Source organism: Amycolatopsis sp. NPDC049868, assembly GCF_044461365.1.
GTDB lineage: Bacteria > Actinomycetota > Actinomycetes > Mycobacteriales > Pseudonocardiaceae > Amycolatopsis.
Genome location: NZ_JBITKV010000002.1, coordinates 899,228 through 914,532 on the forward strand (window position 1 = coordinate 899,228; position 15,305 = coordinate 914,532).

The following is a 15,305-nucleotide window of genomic DNA, read 5'->3' on the forward strand; positions in this document are numbered from 1 at the left end:
TCGGCAGGCCGACCCCGTAGCGGCCCACGCGAGGTTCAGCCGGGTCGCCGTCAGCAGCACGGCGCTGGCGGCTTCGCGGTCAACGGCCGAGTCGTCTTCATGCTCGCTTCCTTCGGATCGCGGCCACAGGGGCGAACGGCTTCGCTGGGCGTGACGGAGCCGAGGGTCTTTGGTCCCTTCCGCCGCCGGTGCCTCCTGGGTGAGGCTGGACAGGGTGACGGAAGCAGGAGAAATCCATAGTGGAGCGGCGCGGCGAGAGTCGGACGGCTCTCGCCGCAGGTGACGAAAGACCCCTCCGCCGCCGACGTACGGCCGAATCCCCGTTCCGACTCGATTCGTACCGTCGAGGACATGGCCAAGGACAAGCCGCGGATCCCGCGTCTGGTGTACGAACGCGAACTGCTGCGGTTGCAGGCCGAGCTGGTCAAGCTGCAGGAGTGGGTGCGGCAGGAAGGGATCCGCCTCGTCGTGGTGTTCGAGGGACGGGACGCGGCCGGGAAGGGCAGCGCGATCAAGCGGGTCACCGAACACCTGAATCCACGCGTCGTCCGGATCGCGGCACTGCCGAAACCTACCGACCGTGAACGAACGCAGTGGTACTTCCAGCGCTACGTCGAACACCTGCCCGCGGCGGGGGAGATCGTGCTGTTCGACCGCAGCTGGTACAACCGTGCCGGTGTCGAGCGGGTGATGGGTTTCTGTACCCCCGAAGAGCACAGGCGGTTCCTGCAGCAGTGTCCGATCTTCGAGCGGCTGCTGGTCGGCGACGGCATCCTCTTGCGCAAGTACTGGTTCTCGGTCAGCCGTGACGAACAGGAGCGGCGGTTCCGTAACCGGATCGACGATCCGATGCGCCGCTGGAAGCTCTCCGAGATGGACCTGCGGTCAGTGACGCAATGGGAGGACTACTCGCGGGCGAAAGACGATATGTTCGTGCATACCGACATCGTCGAGTCGCCTTGGTACGTGGTCGAAAGCGAGGAGAAACGGCGCGGCAGGCTCAACATGATCGCCCATCTCCTTTCGAGCGTGCCCTACCACGACGTCGCTCAGGAGGCGGTTTCACTCCCGCCGCGCCCGGAGTCGAACGGCTACCGCCGTCCTGATCGGCTGTTGCAGACCTACGTTCCGGACCACGCGGCGACCTTGCGGGAGGAAAGTACATGAGCGCGACCATCGGAACCGTGAGCGAGACCGTGTACTTCGACACTGTTTCGCTGCGCTTGTTCAGAAACGACCTGACCTTGAGTGTCCATGAAGGACAGTGGTGCCTTGAAACGCCTGAAGGGCCCGTCCGCTTCGCGGGTTCAGGCTCGGTCGTCCCGCCCTCCCTCTCCCGGTTGGTACGGGCGTATACCCGTGATGACGACCTGGTTGCCGTCGCACGGATCGGCGACGGCGGGACGGCTGAACTCCACGCGGTGCTCGATCACCGGATCGTGCGACCGTCTCGACCTCCCGACGACTCCGCGCGAGGAGTGGCCCTCCATTACGTGCGTGCGCAGATCGCGGCCCTCGCCGCCGCGGACCTCGCCGTGCGGCAGGACGGACCGGACGCGGTGCATCGGATGCGAGTGGCCACCCGGCGCCTGCGCGGAGTCTTCTCCGCGTATGCCAGGGTGCTGGGCGGGCGGAGGCTGCTCAAGGCGCTGAGCGACGAATTGCGCTGGCTCGGCGGGGAACTCGGGCCGGCGCGTGACATCGAAGTTCAGTGGGCTCGTTCACGGCCTTGGGCCGGAGAGCGGGCGAACGCCTGCTTCGCCACCTTGTCGGACGAGGCGCGCGAGCGGGTCCGGTGCGCGCTCGACGGCCGCCGGTATCTCCAGTTGCTCACCGCGCTGGACGTTCTGGAGGTGGTGCTGAGCGAGAAACCCCGGCGGCAGTGGCCCACAGCGGCCCGGCGGCCCGCCAAGCGAGTACTTCCTCACCTGGCTCGTGTGGTGGCCGAGAAAGTCGACGCCCGCGTGGCGGCGGTCGCCGTGCTCCCCGCCGGCCCGGAACGTGACCGCGCCGTCCACGGGGTGCGGAAAGCGGCCAAGCGGCTGCGGTACGCGCTGGAGGCAGGGGCCGGGGTGCTGCCGGTCGGCGCCAAGCCCGCACTGCGTGCCTTCCAGGACCTGCTCGGCGAATTCCAGGACGCGGTCGTCGCCCGCGAGCTCGTGAGAGCCTTGGAGGTCACGGACCGTACCTTGGCGGTGGTGCTGGAACAGGAGACGGCCAACGCGGATCGATGCGTGGCCGAGCTGCCGGCCGCCTGGCACGATCTCCGCCGTGCCCTTTGTCCCATCTGGCATCCCGGCGCTACGAGGCCGAAGGGCTCTGTGATGTCATCCGCCGGACGCGCCGAACTGGTGTCCTGAGTCGGGTGAAGGCGGAGCACTTGCCTGGCTCTGCGCGGGGTCGCGGGTAAGGCAAAGGTGGTGTGTCGCGAAAGCCACTTTCGCGACGTGTGATGTCCCGAAAGTGGCTTTCGCGACATGACCGAGTCACATGCGGTGAAAGGCCCCTTCATCCACCCCGCGACCATAAGACGCGGCTGCGCGGTACCGGCGCGACCCTTGGGCCGCGGCGATACCGCGCAGTCCTCTCGTCATTTCTCAGCGGTGTTCGTGACCTCGACGCCGCCGAAGATCGCGGTCCCGTTCACGGCGAGCACGGGAGCGTCCGCCGGGAGATCGCCGGCGCCGTTGGTCTTGTCTTCCAGGCCGCCCATGAACGGCAGGCCGCCTAGTGAGACCCGCCAGCCCCGCGGTACCAGGACTTTGACACCGCCGAACAAGGCGAAAGCGTCCACGGTCGCGCCTTCGTCGATCTTCGCCTGGCGAAGGTCGAGCGTCGAACCGCCGAAGATCGCCGAGACATCGGTGTGCCGCAGATGGCGGGACTGTTCCCTGGTGGTCGCTCCACCGAACATCACGAGCGGTGTCCTGGAAGAGTGTTCCCGGCGCAGTCCGGCGAGCACGGCGAAACCCGCCACGGCCAGCAGGGTCGGCCACCACAGGCCGCCTTCCGCCAGATCCAGGGTGCCCGCGAGCAGGATGAGCCCGATCACCGTCACGGCGACCGGTCCGATCGACACCCGCCGCTGGGACAGCATCGCGACGATGCCGAGGCCGACCAAGGACGCCGGCCACCACGCGGCGAGCAAGCCTCCGGCTTCGAGGACGCCGGTCGCGTCGAGGATTCCCAGCACTCCCAGTGCCACCAAGACGAGCCCGACCCAGAACCGCACGGGTTTCACGACGGCTTCTCCTCCGGCGCCGGGTCGCCACGGTGTTCGACCGCGATGGACCAGGGCCCCGCGAGTGCGGCGATCGCGCCGGCCGCGGTCGCGACCGGGGCGAGAACCGCCGCGACGACACCGGCGTTCACCGGGACGTCGAGGATCACGCGGTCCTGGGTGTCCTTGACGACGATGCGCCGGACGTTGCCCTCGTGGACGAGTCGTTGCACCTTCTCGGCGAAGATTTCGCGCCCGGCTCGCGGTGTCGGGGATTCGGGCGTTCGCTGCTCTTCCTTCTGCACGGTCATGGTTCTCTTCTCCCTTCTGCTTCCACGGTGACGCTTCGGCTCGCCGGGTGGCAGTGACCTTCGGTCCTTCCCCACGGCCGAAAGGCGCACAATCGGTGTAGGAAGGAGATTCCGACGGAGGAGGCGATCATGGAGATGCGCGCCTGGCGGGTCTCCCGGCCCGGGCCGATGGCATCGCACCCGCTCGACTGGGCGAGGGTGCCGGTCCCGCGACCGGCGGACGGCGAACTGCTGGTCAGGGTCCTGGTGTGCGGGGTCTGCCGCACCGACCTGCACGTCGCGGAGGGCGACCTGCCGGTGCACCGGGCCGGGGTGACACCGGGCCACGAGGTCGTCGGCGAAGTGGCCGCCGTGGGAAGCGGTGTCTCGGGCTTCGCGGTGGGTGACCGCGTGGGAATAGCGTGGCTGCGCGAAACCTGCGGCCGGTGCCGGTACTGCCGTCGTGGCCGGGAGAATCTGTGTCCGGCGTCGCGGTACACGGGGTGGGACGAGGACGGGGGATACGCCGAATTCGCCGTCGTGCCCGCCGCTTATGCCCTGCCGCTGCCCGATGGGTACACCGACGACGAGCTCGCGCCGCTGCTGTGCGCGGGGCTGATCGGTTACCACGCGCTGCAGCGGGCACAGGTCCCCGAGGGCGGCCGCCTCGGGATCTACGGTTTCGGCGGAAGTGCCCACTTGACCGCACAGGTGGCGATCGCCCGCGGCGCCGTCGTACATGTGATGACGCGCAGCGAGGAAACCAGAAAGCTGGCTTTGGCGCTCGGCGCGGCCTCGGCCGTGGCGGCCGCCGATCCGCCGCCGGAGCCGCTGGATTCGGCGATCTTGTTCGCGCCGGCCGGAGAACTGGTCCCGCCCGCCCTCGAAGCCCTCGACCGGGGCGGGACGCTGGCGCTCGCCGGAATCCATCTCTCCGACATCCCGTCCCTGAACTACCAGCGGCACCTCTTCCAGGAACGCCAGGTGCGCAGTGTCACGGCGAACACCCGCGCCGAAGCCCGGGAATTCCTGGCGTTCGCCGGTACCCATCACCTCGAGGTGAGCACGGTGCCGTACCCCTTGGACGGGGCGGACCGGGCGCTCACGGATCTGGCGGCCGACCGGGTCAACGGCGCGGCAGTGCTGCGGGTGAGCTGACCGCCGCGTTGTGTCATGCGGGGACGAGCAGGATCCACAAAGGCCCTTCGGAGACGGGAAGCGGCTTCCCGGACGCGGTTTTGAACCGGGTCGGCGCCTGCGCGGTCGCACGGTCCCAGGTCGCCGCGAATCGCTGCCCGTCCCGCCACACCGTCGCCTTCCCGGTGCCGACCGTCCGGGCGATGGGGGAGTTGGGGACCGTGCCGGTTTCCCCGCGTTCGCCGAGGTGGACGGCGACTCGTTGTTCGACGATCGTCGCGGCGCGGATCTGGCCGCTGTCCACCGAAGTCAGCGGTGAGCCGTCCACCGCGATCAGGTACTCGCCGATGTCCTGGGACCAGGTGAAGGTGAAGGCCGCCGCCGGATAGCGGATCGCGGCGGTGGCGGACGGCGGGCCGGATTCGGGTGCGGCGCCCGACGGAGGGAACGCGCCCTCCGGTTCGATCTCACCGTCGGGGACCAGGTTCGGGCGCAGGTAGAGATTGTGCGGTGACGGACGGGATTCGTCGCGGAAGAACGCGTTCGGCACCTCCGCCGGTGAGGCGTTCGCCAGCGGCGCCGAGTGCAAGGACGGCAGCAGCTCGGGCGCGGCGCCCGAATAGGCGAGAGCCGGTTTCCCGTATTGCGCCAGCAAGCCGAGGTCGGTGGCTCGCGCGCTGCGCACCGGGCCGATCACCGACGGCGGACGGCCCCGGTAGAGCGCGAGCAGCCGGGTCAGTCCGCCTTCGACGGGTTCCACGTACACGAGGTCCGCCGTGCCCAGACCGGTCTGCGGGCGGGCGGCCGCCACGTTGTCGATCTTGACGGCCAGTATCGCGCGGCGATCCGGCGCGGGGGCTTCACTGGACGAAGGGGACGGACCCGGTCCGGACGGGCCGGAAGACTCCCGCACGACCAGGACCACGACGGCGGCGAGCACCAGCGCTCCCGCGGTCGTCGCGATCCACCAGGACTTCTTCACAGACTACGTCCGATCATTTCCACCAGCTCGACGGTGCGGGTCGCGTAACCCCATTCATTGTCGTACCAGCCGAAGACCTTCGCCAGATTCGAGTCGGCCTTGGTCAAGGGGGCGTCGAACACGCACGACGCGGGATCGCCGATGATGTCGCGCGACACCACGGGCGCTTCCGTGTACCGCAGGATCCCCTTGAGCGCGCCGTCTGCGGCCTCGGCGAACGCCTGGTTCACCTGCCCGGCGGTCACGGGGCGTTCGAGTTCGACGGTGAGGTCGGTCAGCGAGCCGTCCTCGACAGGTACACGTACCGCGACCCCGTCGAGTTTGCCCGCCAGTTCCGGGATCACCAGTCCGATGGCCTTGGCGGCGCCGGTGCTGGTGGGCACCACGTTGACCGCCGCCGAGCGAGCCCGGCGCGGATCCTTGTGGGGGCGATCCAGCAGGGCCTGGTCCCCGGTGTAGCTGTGGATGGTGGTGAGCAGTCCACGCCGGACACCGAACGCCGAGTGAAGAACCTTCACCATCGGCGCGACGCAATTGGTCGTGCATGAGGCGTTGGAGACGATGTGATGGTTCGCGGCGTCGTAGTCGCCCTCGTTGACCCCCAGCACGATCGTCGCGTCGACGTCCTTGCCCGGTGCGGAGATCACGACCTTCCTGGCGCCGGAGGCCAGGTGCACGCCCGCCGCTTCACGGGTCCGGAACTTGCCGGTGGACTCGATGACGACATCGACGCCGTATTCGCCCCACGGCAGCCGAGCCGGATCGGCCTCCGCCGTCACCTTGACGAGGTGGTCGCCGACGCGGAGAGCCTCGCCGTCGACGATGTCGACCGGTGTCCGGAGCCTGCCGTAGGTGGAATCGTGGACCAGCAGGTGCGCCAGCATCCCGGGCGAGGTGATGTCGTTGACCGCCACCACTTGGATCGGGCTTTCCGGCGACTCCAGTACGCAGCGGAGGACGTCCCGCCCGATCCTGCCGAAGCCGTTGATCCCGAGCCGTACCGTCATGATCGCCTCCCGCGTCGTCCATCGATTCGTCGATGATCTGCTCGGCGACGGACGCGCCGTAGAGACGAAGGTCCTCCCTCGCACAGGCCAACGACCGCCGTGCAAGCGTCCATTCATGCCTTGACCGTGGATTTCGTGGCAGGCGGACTCGCGTTCTTCGAGATCTTCAGCGCCCGGGAAAAAGCGCATGCTTTCGGCGTAATCCAATTCGTCTCGCCGGCGGACTGACGTGCCGAATTCCGCCTATACGCTCGACATTTCTCAAAGTGCTGCGGGGAGCAGCCAGGTTTTCGTCGGGAGTTTTTCCGTGTCTCTGCCGCGGCAACGTATCGCTCGAATCGCACCATGGCTTCTGCTCGCGCTGGCCGCGGGCGTGGCCGTGCGAATCGGCTTGTCGGCCGACAGCGGTCTCGCCGCGATGTCCGATGCCCGTATCTATCGGGCCGGAGCGGTCGCCTGGTGGAACGGTGAAGATCTGTACAACAGCTACTTCCATGGTGGCGGGAATCCCGCGAGATACACTTATCCGCCGTTCTCCGTGGTGCCATTGGGCGCGATTCTCGCCCTGTATCCACTGGGTGTCCTGCTGCTGACCGCGGGCAGCGTCGGCCTTCTGTTCCACATCATGCTGCTGGTGCTCGACCGGCTGCGACCGGGCGTACCGCACCGGCACCTGATCGCCGCCATCGCCACCTTGTGCGCGGTTCAGCTCGAACCGGTCACGCAGACGTTGTTCTGGGGCCAGATCAACATCCTTCTGCTGTGGCTGGTCGCCTTCGACTGCCTGCACCGCCATCCTCGACTGCCGCGAGGTGTCCTGGTCGGTGTCGCCGCCGCGCTCAAGCTGACCCCGGTGGTATTCGTCCTGTTCTTCTTCTTGGGCAAGGAGTTCAAACCGGTTCTCAACGCGGTTTCGTCCTTCGTCGTCTGTACCGGGCTCGGCTGGCTGATCGCACCGCGCGACTCCTTCACGTACTGGACTTCGGCCGTTTGGCTGCCGGGCAGAGTCGGGAACGGCTCGCTCGCCGGCAACCAGTCGCTCCGCGGCATGCTGACCCGGCTCGGCCTCACCGGCGGGTCCGTGACCCTCTGGTGGCTCGCACTGGGCACGGCCGTCGTGGCCGTCGCCGTCGTGATCGTCTTCCGGTACCGCGGTGCGGGCCGCGACGTTCCGGCGTTCCTGACCACGGCGGCGGCCGGGACGCTGCTGTCCCCGATGTCGTGGTCCCATCATTGGGTGTGGTTGTGCCCGCTGCTGTTCGCCCTGGCCTTGAAATCGGAGGACAGGCCACGGACGGCCGTCCCCGCCCTCACGGTGGCGGGTGGAGCCGCGGTTCTCGCCCCGCACTGGCGCTATTCGCCGAGCCCGGACGCGCCGTGGTGGACCCATGTCGCCGGGGAGAGTTACCCCTGGGTCGCGCTGGGAATGCTGGTCTTCTTCGCCGTGCTCATGCCGGGCCGTCAGTCGTCGAACGCGCGACCCGTCACCGTTCCGGCCTCCACGCCGGGGAATGGCTCGCTGCCCTCTCCCAGGTGACGACGAGGACCGTGGGCCCGGCCCGACGGGACTTCAGTCTCTCCTCATCACCTCTCCGCTGGTCGAAGCTGGGAAGTGACCAGACGGGAGAGCGAAATGAAGATCCTCGTAGCGGCGGCCAGCCGCCACGGTGGGACCTGGGAGATCGCGGAGGAGATCGGCCGCGCCCTCACCGCGGAGCTGCGCGGCCACGCGACCGTACGGGTGTCGCGGGCCGAGGACGTCACGACGGTCGACGAGTTCGACGTCGTCCTGGTGGGCAGCGGTGTGTATCTGGGGCAGTGGCTCGAGCCGGCCAAAGACGTCGTCGACAAGCACGCCGAGGCGCTCCGGGCCAAGAAGGTGTGGCTCTTCTCCAGCGGCCCGGTGGGGACGCCGCCGAAGCCCGCCGAGGATCCCGTGGACGTGGCCCGGCTGATGGTGTCGTCCGGGGCGCGCGAGCACAGGGTGTTCCCCGGGCGGATCGACCGGAGTCTGCTGCGGTTCGCCGAACGAGCGGTCGTGACGGCGCTCCGGGTCAAGGACGGTGACTACCGGGATCGGTCGGCGGCGCGGGCGTGGGCGGGCGAAGTCGCGGCCGCTCTGAAGCCTGCTCGGACGAGAGAGGTGAGTGGCCATGCCGAGCGTGGCTGAAGGCACGGTCGTCGTGGGAATCGACGGTTCGGGATCCGCCCGGCGGGCCGCGGTGTGGGCGGCGGGCGAGGCGGAGAAGCGAGGGAAGCGGCTCCGGCTCGTCCACGTGTACGTGGTTCCTCCGGTGAGGATGCCCGGCGTGGTGCCGTCCGCCGACGCGATCCGGTCGGCGTTCGAGGCACAGGGGGCGCGATGGCTCGCGGAAGCCTGTGACGCGGTGGCCGAGCGCTATCCGGACCTGGTCGTCGAGACCGCGGCGCGGGAATGGGCGCCGGTGGCCGCGCTGATCCACGAGTCGCAAGCGGCGACCATGATCGTCCTCGGCTCCCGCGGGCTGGGCGGTTTCACCGGTCTGCTGGTCGGCTCGACGGCGGTGGCGCTGGCGCAGCACGGTCATTGCCCGATCGTCGTCGCGAGAGGGAAACGCCCGGAAGACGCTCCACCGGAGACCGGCCCCGTCGTCGTGGGCACGGACGGCTCCGAGTCGAGTGACGCCGCCTTGGCTTTCGCCTTCGAAGAAGCGTCGCTCCGTGGCACGGACCTGATCGTCGTCAGGGTGTGGAACGAGGTCACCGAGCACGAGTCGGTCCGGGCACACGCCTTGACGGTGGACCCGGACGCGGTCGAGTCCTCGGAGCGCCGGGCGGCCGACGAACAGCTGGCACCGTGGCTGGCCAAGTTCCCGGACCTGCACGTGGAGACGGTGATCGCGCGCGGCCGACCGGTCCGTGCCCTGCTCGGTTTCGGCGAACGTGCCCAGCTGCTCGTCGTCGGATCGCGAGGCCGCGGCGGGTTCCAGGGGATGTTGCTCGGTTCGACGAGCCAGGCCCTCGTCGCGCACTCGGGATGCCCGGTGGCCGTCGTCCGTCCGGCTTCGACCGGACGAGGAAGCGAGTAGGGAGCATGCGAGCACGGGATCTGATGTCGGCCCCGGTCGTCACGGTGACGCCCGGTACCACGGCCAAGCACGCGGCCGAGCTGCTGGCGGAGAAGGGATTCACCGCGTTGCCGGTGATCGATGACGACGATCGGCTGATCGGCATCGTGACCGAGGCCGACCTCATCAGGAACCGGTTCCCGCACGACGTCCGCTCGGGTCCGGACCACGAGGCACGGCCGAGGCCGGGGCTGACCGTCGCCCAGGTGATGACGACGCCCGCCACGGGGATGAGCACCGGCGCGGACGCCGCCGACGTCGGCAAGGCGCTGCTCGACGGACGTATCCGCGCGATGCCCATCGTGGACGGTTCCAGGGTGGTCGGAATCCTCACGCGAGGCGACTTCGTGCGCGCCTTCGCCCGTTCCGACGAGGCGATCGCGGCGGACGTCCGTCATCACCTGGCGATCTACGGCGGACCGGGCAGGTGGACGGTCGAAGCGCGCGACGGTGTCGTGCGGGTCGGCGATGCCTACGACAACGACACCGACCGTCACGTGGCCAAGCTGCTGGCCGAGGCGGTTCCCGGTGTCGTGGAAGCGAAAGTGACCTACCAGGAGGACGAAGAATGAACGCGGCGGACCGGAAGATCGTCGTCGGCGTGGACGGAACCGAGCCGGGCAGGGCGGCCGTGCGGTGGGCCGCCGCCGTCGCCGAAGAACGACTGCTGAAGATGCTCATCGTGCACGCCCTGCGTGTCGACAAGCTGGCTTACGGGGCCGGCTTGGCGGGCCCCGCGCCCTGGTACGACATCCTCGCCGAGGATGGGAAGCGGGTTCTGGAGGAGGCCGTCGCGCAAGCGCATTCGGTGGCGCCCGGGGTCGAAGTGGACACACGAATGCCCGCGGACTCGCCGGTGCCCACCTTGATCGACGCGTCGAAGTCGGCGGCGATGGTGGTCGTCGGCGGCACCGGGAAGGGCTTCTTCGGGGAGATGACGATCGGTTCGACCGCGTCGGCGGTCGTCGCTCACGCGCATTGCCCCGTGGTGGTCATGCGAGGCCGGAAGAACACCACGGCTTATCCGGCCGAGGGGCCGATCGTGGTGGGGCTCGACGGCAGCCCGTTGAGCGAGCGTGCCCTGGAAATCGGCTTCGAAGAGGCGGCCTGGCGGAAGGCCGACCTCGTCGTGGTCCACGCGTGGCGGGACGTCACGTACGACGACGCCTACGGGATGGCGCGGCTCGTCGTGCAGTGGGAGTCGATCGAGGAAGAGGAACGGCGGCTGCTGGCACAGCGTCTCGCGGGCTGGCAGGAGAAATATCCGGACGTCAAGATCGAGCGGGTCCTTGTCGAGGACCGGCCTCGGCACGCCCTGCTGGAGTGGAGCGCCAAAGCGCAGCTGGTGGTCGTGGGAAGCCGGGGGCGGGGCGGATTCACCGGGCAGTTGCTCGGTTCGACCAGCCAGGCGCTGGCGCACCACGCCGAGTGCCCGGTGATGGTGGTCCGGCCGGAGAAGTCGCGGTGACCGTTCTCGGCGCACCCGCCGCACCGGCGGTGCTGACTCCTGCCGAGTTGTCCCAAGTGGACGCTCAGTGGCGGGCGGCGAACTATCTCGCCGCCTGCCAGATCTACCTGATGGACAATCCGCTGCTGGAAACACCGCTGGAACCCGAGCACGTGAAACCGCGCCTGCTGGGTCACTGGGGTACGTCTCCGGGGCTGAACTTCGTGTACGTCCACCTCAACCGGGCCATCGTGCGGCGGAACCTGGACGTCATGTTCGTGACCGGACCCGGTCACGGTGGGCCGTCGTTGTACGCGAACACCTGGCTCGAAGGCAGCTACTCGGAGGCTTGGCCGGAGGTCTCCTACGACAAGAGCGGTCTGCGTGAGCTGTTCCGGCAGTTCTCTTTCCCCGGTGGGGTACCCAGCCACGTCGCGCCGCAGGTTCCGGGGTCGATTCACGAGGGCGGCGAACTCGGCTACTCCCTCGCGCACGCCTACGGAGCCGCGTTCGACAACCCGCATCTCGTCGTCGGCTGCGTCGTCGGCGACGGCGAAGCGGAAACCGGCCCGCTGGCCACCAGCTGGCATTCGGGGAAGTTCCTCAATCCCGTCCGGGACGGTGCGGTGCTGCCGATCCTGCACCTGAACGGCCACAAGATCGCCAACCCCACCGTGCTCTCGCGGATCAGCGGTACCGAACTCGACGAACTGCTGCGCGGCTACGGGTATGCCCCGCACTACGTCGAGGGTGCCGACCCGGCGGCCATGCACCAGGCGATGGCGGCGGCGCTGGACGGAGCGCTGGACGAGATCGACGGAATCCAGACGCGGGCCCGCGCCGCGAGCGGGCCGGCGGGACCGGCGAGCTGGCCGATGATCGTGTTGCGCAGCCCCAAGGGCTGGACCGGACCGTCCTTTGTGGATGGCAAGCAGGTCGAAGGAAGCTGGCGCTCGCACCAGGTGCCGATCCCCGACGCGCGGGAAAACCCGGAACACCGGCGGCAATTGGAGGAATGGCTGCGCTCCTACCGTCCGGAACTGCTCTTCGACGAAGACGGCAGGCCGACGTCCGAGGTCACCGCGCTGATCCCGCACGGTGATCGCCGGATGGGTTCGTCACCGCACGCCAACGGCGGTCTCGTCATCCGGCCCCTGCGGTTGCCGGAGGTGGCCGCGCACGCGATCCCGCTCGTCCGGCCGGGCGGTACGGTCGCGGAATCGACGCGGGTGCTCGGCCGCTGGCTGCGGGACGTGTTCGCGCTGAACCGCAAGGCGGCGAACTTCCGGTTGTTCGGTCCGGACGAGACCGCCTCCAACCGGCTCGACGCGGTGTTCGACGTGACGGGCAAGACCTGGCTGTGCGAGATCGAACCGGTCGACGAGCATCTCGCCGCGGACGGCCGGGTCATGGAGATACTCTCGGAACACCTTTGCCAGGGTTGGCTCGAAGGCTATCTGCTGTCCGGCAGGCACGGTCTCTTCTCCTGTTACGAGGCGTTCGTGCACATCGTCGACTCGATGCTCAACCAGCACGTCAAATGGCTCAAGGTGCACCGGGAGATCCCGTGGCGGCGGCCGGTCGCGTCGCTGACCTATCTGCTGACCTCGCATGTCTGGCGGCAGGACCACAACGGTTTCTCCCACCAGGACCCGGGATTCGTCGACCATGTCGCCAACAAGAGCCCGGAAGTCGTCCGGGTCTATCTGCCGCCGGACGCGAACACCTTGCTCTGGGTCGCCGAGCACTGCCTTCGCAGCCGGGACTGCGTCAACGTGATCGTGGCGGGGAAGAACGACAGCCCCGTCTGGCTCGACGGCGAAGAGGCGGCCGTGCACTGCGCACGCGGCGCCGGGATCTGGGAATGGGCGGGCACCCATCCGGACTCCGACCCCGACGTCGTCCTCGGCTGCGCCGGCGACGCTCCGACGGTCGAGGTGCTCGCGGCGGCCAAGCTCCTCCGGGAGTACCTGCCCGAACTCGCGGTCCGGGTGGTGAACGTGGTCGACCTCATGTGCCTGCAACCAGCCGCGGAGCACCCCCACGGGATGACCGATCGCGAGTTCGACGCCCTGTTCACCACCGAGCGGCCGGTGATCTTCGCCTATCACGGCTACCCCTGGCTGATCCACCGGCTGGCCTACCGTCGCACGAACCACGACAACCTGCACGTGCGCGGCTATATCGAGCACGGCACCACCACGACACCGTTCGACATGCTGGTGCGCAACAACATGGACCGCTTCCAGCTCGTGACCGATGTGATCGACCGGGTGCCCGGACTGCTCGCCCGTGCCGGTGCCGTCCGGCAGCGGATGACGGACGCGCGTGAGCGGCACCGCAGGTGGATCGTCGAGCACGGCGAAGATCTCCCCGAAGTCCGCGAGTGGACCTGGGAAGCATGACGGATCGACAAGGAAAGGAAGTACGGATATGACAACTCTGGTACCCGGCTCCCGGATGACCCTGCCGAGTATCGCGGCTTGGCTGGAGAACCCGTGGCCGTTCGCCGAGCACAACCCGGTGCGCATCGAAGAGTCCGTCGAGGACGGCAAGTACCTCGTCCGGGCCGAGCTTCCCGGATTCGACCCGGAGAAGAACATCTCGGTCACCGCGCACGAAGGGCTGCTGACGATCACCGCCGAGCGCGAGGCCAAGACCTCGGAGCACGGTCGCAGTGAGTTCTACTACGGCAAGTTCAGCCGGACCGTCTCCCTGCCCTCCGGTGCGCAGACGGCGAAGATCACAGCGGGCTACAAGGACGGAATCCTGGAAATCTCCATGCCGGTCGACGACAAGCCGCACGAGAAGCAGGTCAAGATCCAGGTCGGCAAGGGCTGACCGTTCCGGTCCGGGCGGGTGGGCCGACCCCCAGGGCACGCCCGCCCGGACACTCCCGCGCCCGAAGGAGTCTTCATGCGTGTCCTGACGTTGAATCCCGGCTCTTCGAGCCTGAAATCGTCCTTGGTCGTCGACGGTTCGCCGGTCGGGTGGGCCGTGACGGATCTCGACAACGCGGAACAGGCTCTCGACCGATGGTCCACAGTGGACGCCGTGGCCATCAGGTTCGTGCACGGCGGGTCCAGGACCGGTCCGGTCCGGCTCACGGCGGACGTCGTGGACGCGCTCGAAAGGCTCACCCCGTTCGCGCCGCTTCACCAGCCTCAAGCGGTCCGCCTCGCCCGGGAGGTGTTCCGATCGCGGCCCGGTTCGCCGGTGATCGCGTCGTTCGACACGGGGTTCCACGCCCACCTTCCGGAAGAGGCATCGAGGTACGCGCTACCAAGGGAATGGACGAGCCAAGGACGCCTGCGGCGCTATGGGTTCCATGGCCTTTCGTGCCGTCACGCGGTACGTCGCATGGCGGAACTGCTCGACACCCCCGCGCCACGGATCCTGTGCTGCCACCTCGGCGCCGGTGTCTCGGTGACCGCGATCCGGGCCGGCCGGAGCGTGGACACGAGTATGGGCTTCACTCCGCTGGAAGGACCGGCGATGGCGACCAGGTCCGGTTCGGTGGATCCGGGTCTGGTGCTGCACGTCATGCGATCGGCGCCGATGTCGGTCGAGGAGATGGAACACGCGTTGTACCACCGTTCCGGACTCGCCGGGATGAGCGGGACCGACGGTGATCTTCGTTCCGTACTGGCCAGGGAAGCGGCCGGGGATCCTGACGCGGTGGCGGCCGTCGCCGTCTACCTGCACCGGATCCGCCGCGAGATCGGGGCGATGGCGGCGAGTCTCGACCGGATCGACGCCGTGGTGTTCACCGGCGGCGTCACCGAGCATCAGCCGGAGCTGGTCGCGCGACTGGCCGGGGAGCTGGGAGTCTTCGGGATCTCGGTCGATCCGGCTCGGTGCCTCGGGGACGGCGACCGGGTGCTCAGCCCGGACGGCGCGCCGGTGACCGTTTTCGCGATGGGAACGGGGGAGGACATCGAGCTGGCACGGGACGCCGAAGCCGTTCTCACGGTGGAACACGTTTAGTGTTCATGCACGCGGGCTCGGTACTGCGGAGTAAGTACCACGCGATCGCGAGAGAAGGCAATAATCGAGTACTGCGAGTACGTTGGGCCGCTACGCCGATTCTGGCACGCTGGGTTGTCGAGCACGCC

General features: G+C 68.5%; 15 protein-coding genes. 11 read left to right on the forward strand and 4 right to left on the reverse strand.

The features are described 5' to 3' along the window. Window positions 1–351 precede the first annotated feature (351 nt). Window positions 352–1,167, forward strand: coding sequence for a polyphosphate kinase 2 (gene ppk2, locus ACIBTM_RS12530; protein WP_395876582.1), 816 nt, complete (start codon window positions 352–354; stop codon window positions 1,165–1,167). Further along, complete coding sequence (locus ACIBTM_RS12535) at window positions 1,164–2,360, forward strand: CHAD domain-containing protein (protein WP_395876583.1); 1,197 nt, start codon at window positions 1,164–1,166, stop codon at window positions 2,358–2,360. Before ppk2 ends, ACIBTM_RS12535 begins: the two co-directional genes overlap by 4 nt. A gap of 230 nt (window positions 2,361–2,590) precedes the next feature. Here the strand turns inward: ACIBTM_RS12535 and ACIBTM_RS12540 are convergent, their stop codons facing one another. Then, window positions 2,591–3,241, reverse strand: a complete 651-nt coding sequence (locus ACIBTM_RS12540) for a LiaF transmembrane domain-containing protein (protein WP_395876585.1) — start codon at window positions 3,239–3,241, stop codon at window positions 2,591–2,593. Beyond that, a complete protein-coding gene (locus ACIBTM_RS12545) occupies window positions 3,238–3,531 on the reverse strand; it encodes a DUF4342 domain-containing protein (protein ID WP_395876587.1) in 294 nt (97 codons plus the stop codon). Before ACIBTM_RS12545 ends, ACIBTM_RS12540 begins: the two co-directional genes overlap by 4 nt. 135 nt (window positions 3,532–3,666) lie before the next feature. On the opposite strand from ACIBTM_RS12545, the gene ACIBTM_RS12550 reads away from it, so the two are divergent. Beyond that, window positions 3,667–4,668: a zinc-binding alcohol dehydrogenase family protein gene (locus ACIBTM_RS12550; protein ID WP_395876794.1), complete on the forward strand. Its 1,002-nt coding sequence runs from the start codon at window positions 3,667–3,669 to the stop codon at window positions 4,666–4,668. 13 nt (window positions 4,669–4,681) lie between these two features. Here ACIBTM_RS12550 and ACIBTM_RS12555 read toward each other — a convergent pair whose 3' ends face one another. Then, window positions 4,682–5,629, reverse strand: a complete 948-nt coding sequence (locus tag ACIBTM_RS12555) for a DUF3048 domain-containing protein (RefSeq protein ID WP_395876588.1) — start codon at window positions 5,627–5,629, stop codon at window positions 4,682–4,684. Then, entirely contained in the window at window positions 5,626–6,636 is a 1,011-nt protein-coding gene (gap, locus tag ACIBTM_RS12560; protein ID WP_395876590.1) for a type I glyceraldehyde-3-phosphate dehydrogenase, read from the reverse strand. Before gap ends, ACIBTM_RS12555 begins: the two co-directional genes overlap by 4 nt. A gap of 307 nt (window positions 6,637–6,943) precedes the next feature. Here gap and ACIBTM_RS12565 point away from each other — a divergent pair, with 307 nt between their 5' ends. From ACIBTM_RS12565 to ACIBTM_RS12600, 8 genes are all read left to right on the forward strand, one after another. Further along, complete coding sequence (locus tag ACIBTM_RS12565; RefSeq protein ID WP_395876591.1) at window positions 6,944–8,173, forward strand: glycosyltransferase 87 family protein; 1,230 nt, start codon at window positions 6,944–6,946, stop codon at window positions 8,171–8,173. A 96-nt stretch (window positions 8,174–8,269) separates the two neighbouring features. Beyond that, on the forward strand, window positions 8,270–8,806 hold the full coding sequence (locus ACIBTM_RS12570) for a flavodoxin domain-containing protein (protein ID WP_395876592.1): 537 nt from the start codon (window positions 8,270–8,272) through the stop codon (window positions 8,804–8,806). Next, window positions 8,790–9,704: a universal stress protein gene (locus tag ACIBTM_RS12575; RefSeq protein WP_395876593.1), complete on the forward strand. Its 915-nt coding sequence runs from the start codon at window positions 8,790–8,792 to the stop codon at window positions 9,702–9,704. The genes ACIBTM_RS12570 and ACIBTM_RS12575 overlap by 17 nt, the downstream gene beginning before the upstream one ends. Window positions 9,705–9,709: 5 nt before the next feature. Beyond that, window positions 9,710–10,315, forward strand: coding sequence for an HPP family protein (locus tag ACIBTM_RS12580; RefSeq protein WP_395876595.1), 606 nt, complete (start codon window positions 9,710–9,712; stop codon window positions 10,313–10,315). Further along, window positions 10,312–11,211: a universal stress protein gene (locus ACIBTM_RS12585; RefSeq protein ID WP_395876596.1), complete on the forward strand. Its 900-nt coding sequence runs from the start codon at window positions 10,312–10,314 to the stop codon at window positions 11,209–11,211. The genes ACIBTM_RS12580 and ACIBTM_RS12585 overlap by 4 nt, the downstream gene beginning before the upstream one ends. After that, window positions 11,208–13,595: a phosphoketolase gene (locus ACIBTM_RS12590; protein WP_395876597.1), complete on the forward strand. Its 2,388-nt coding sequence runs from the start codon at window positions 11,208–11,210 to the stop codon at window positions 13,593–13,595. Before ACIBTM_RS12585 ends, ACIBTM_RS12590 begins: the two co-directional genes overlap by 4 nt. Before the next feature lie 28 nt (window positions 13,596–13,623). Next, window positions 13,624–14,031, forward strand: coding sequence for an Hsp20/alpha crystallin family protein (locus ACIBTM_RS12595; protein WP_395876598.1), 408 nt, complete (start codon window positions 13,624–13,626; stop codon window positions 14,029–14,031). Between the two features lie 75 nt (window positions 14,032–14,106). Continuing rightward, a complete protein-coding gene (locus ACIBTM_RS12600) occupies window positions 14,107–15,177 on the forward strand; it encodes an acetate/propionate family kinase (RefSeq protein ID WP_395876599.1) in 1,071 nt (356 codons plus the stop codon). Window positions 15,178–15,305: the final 128 nt, after the last annotated feature.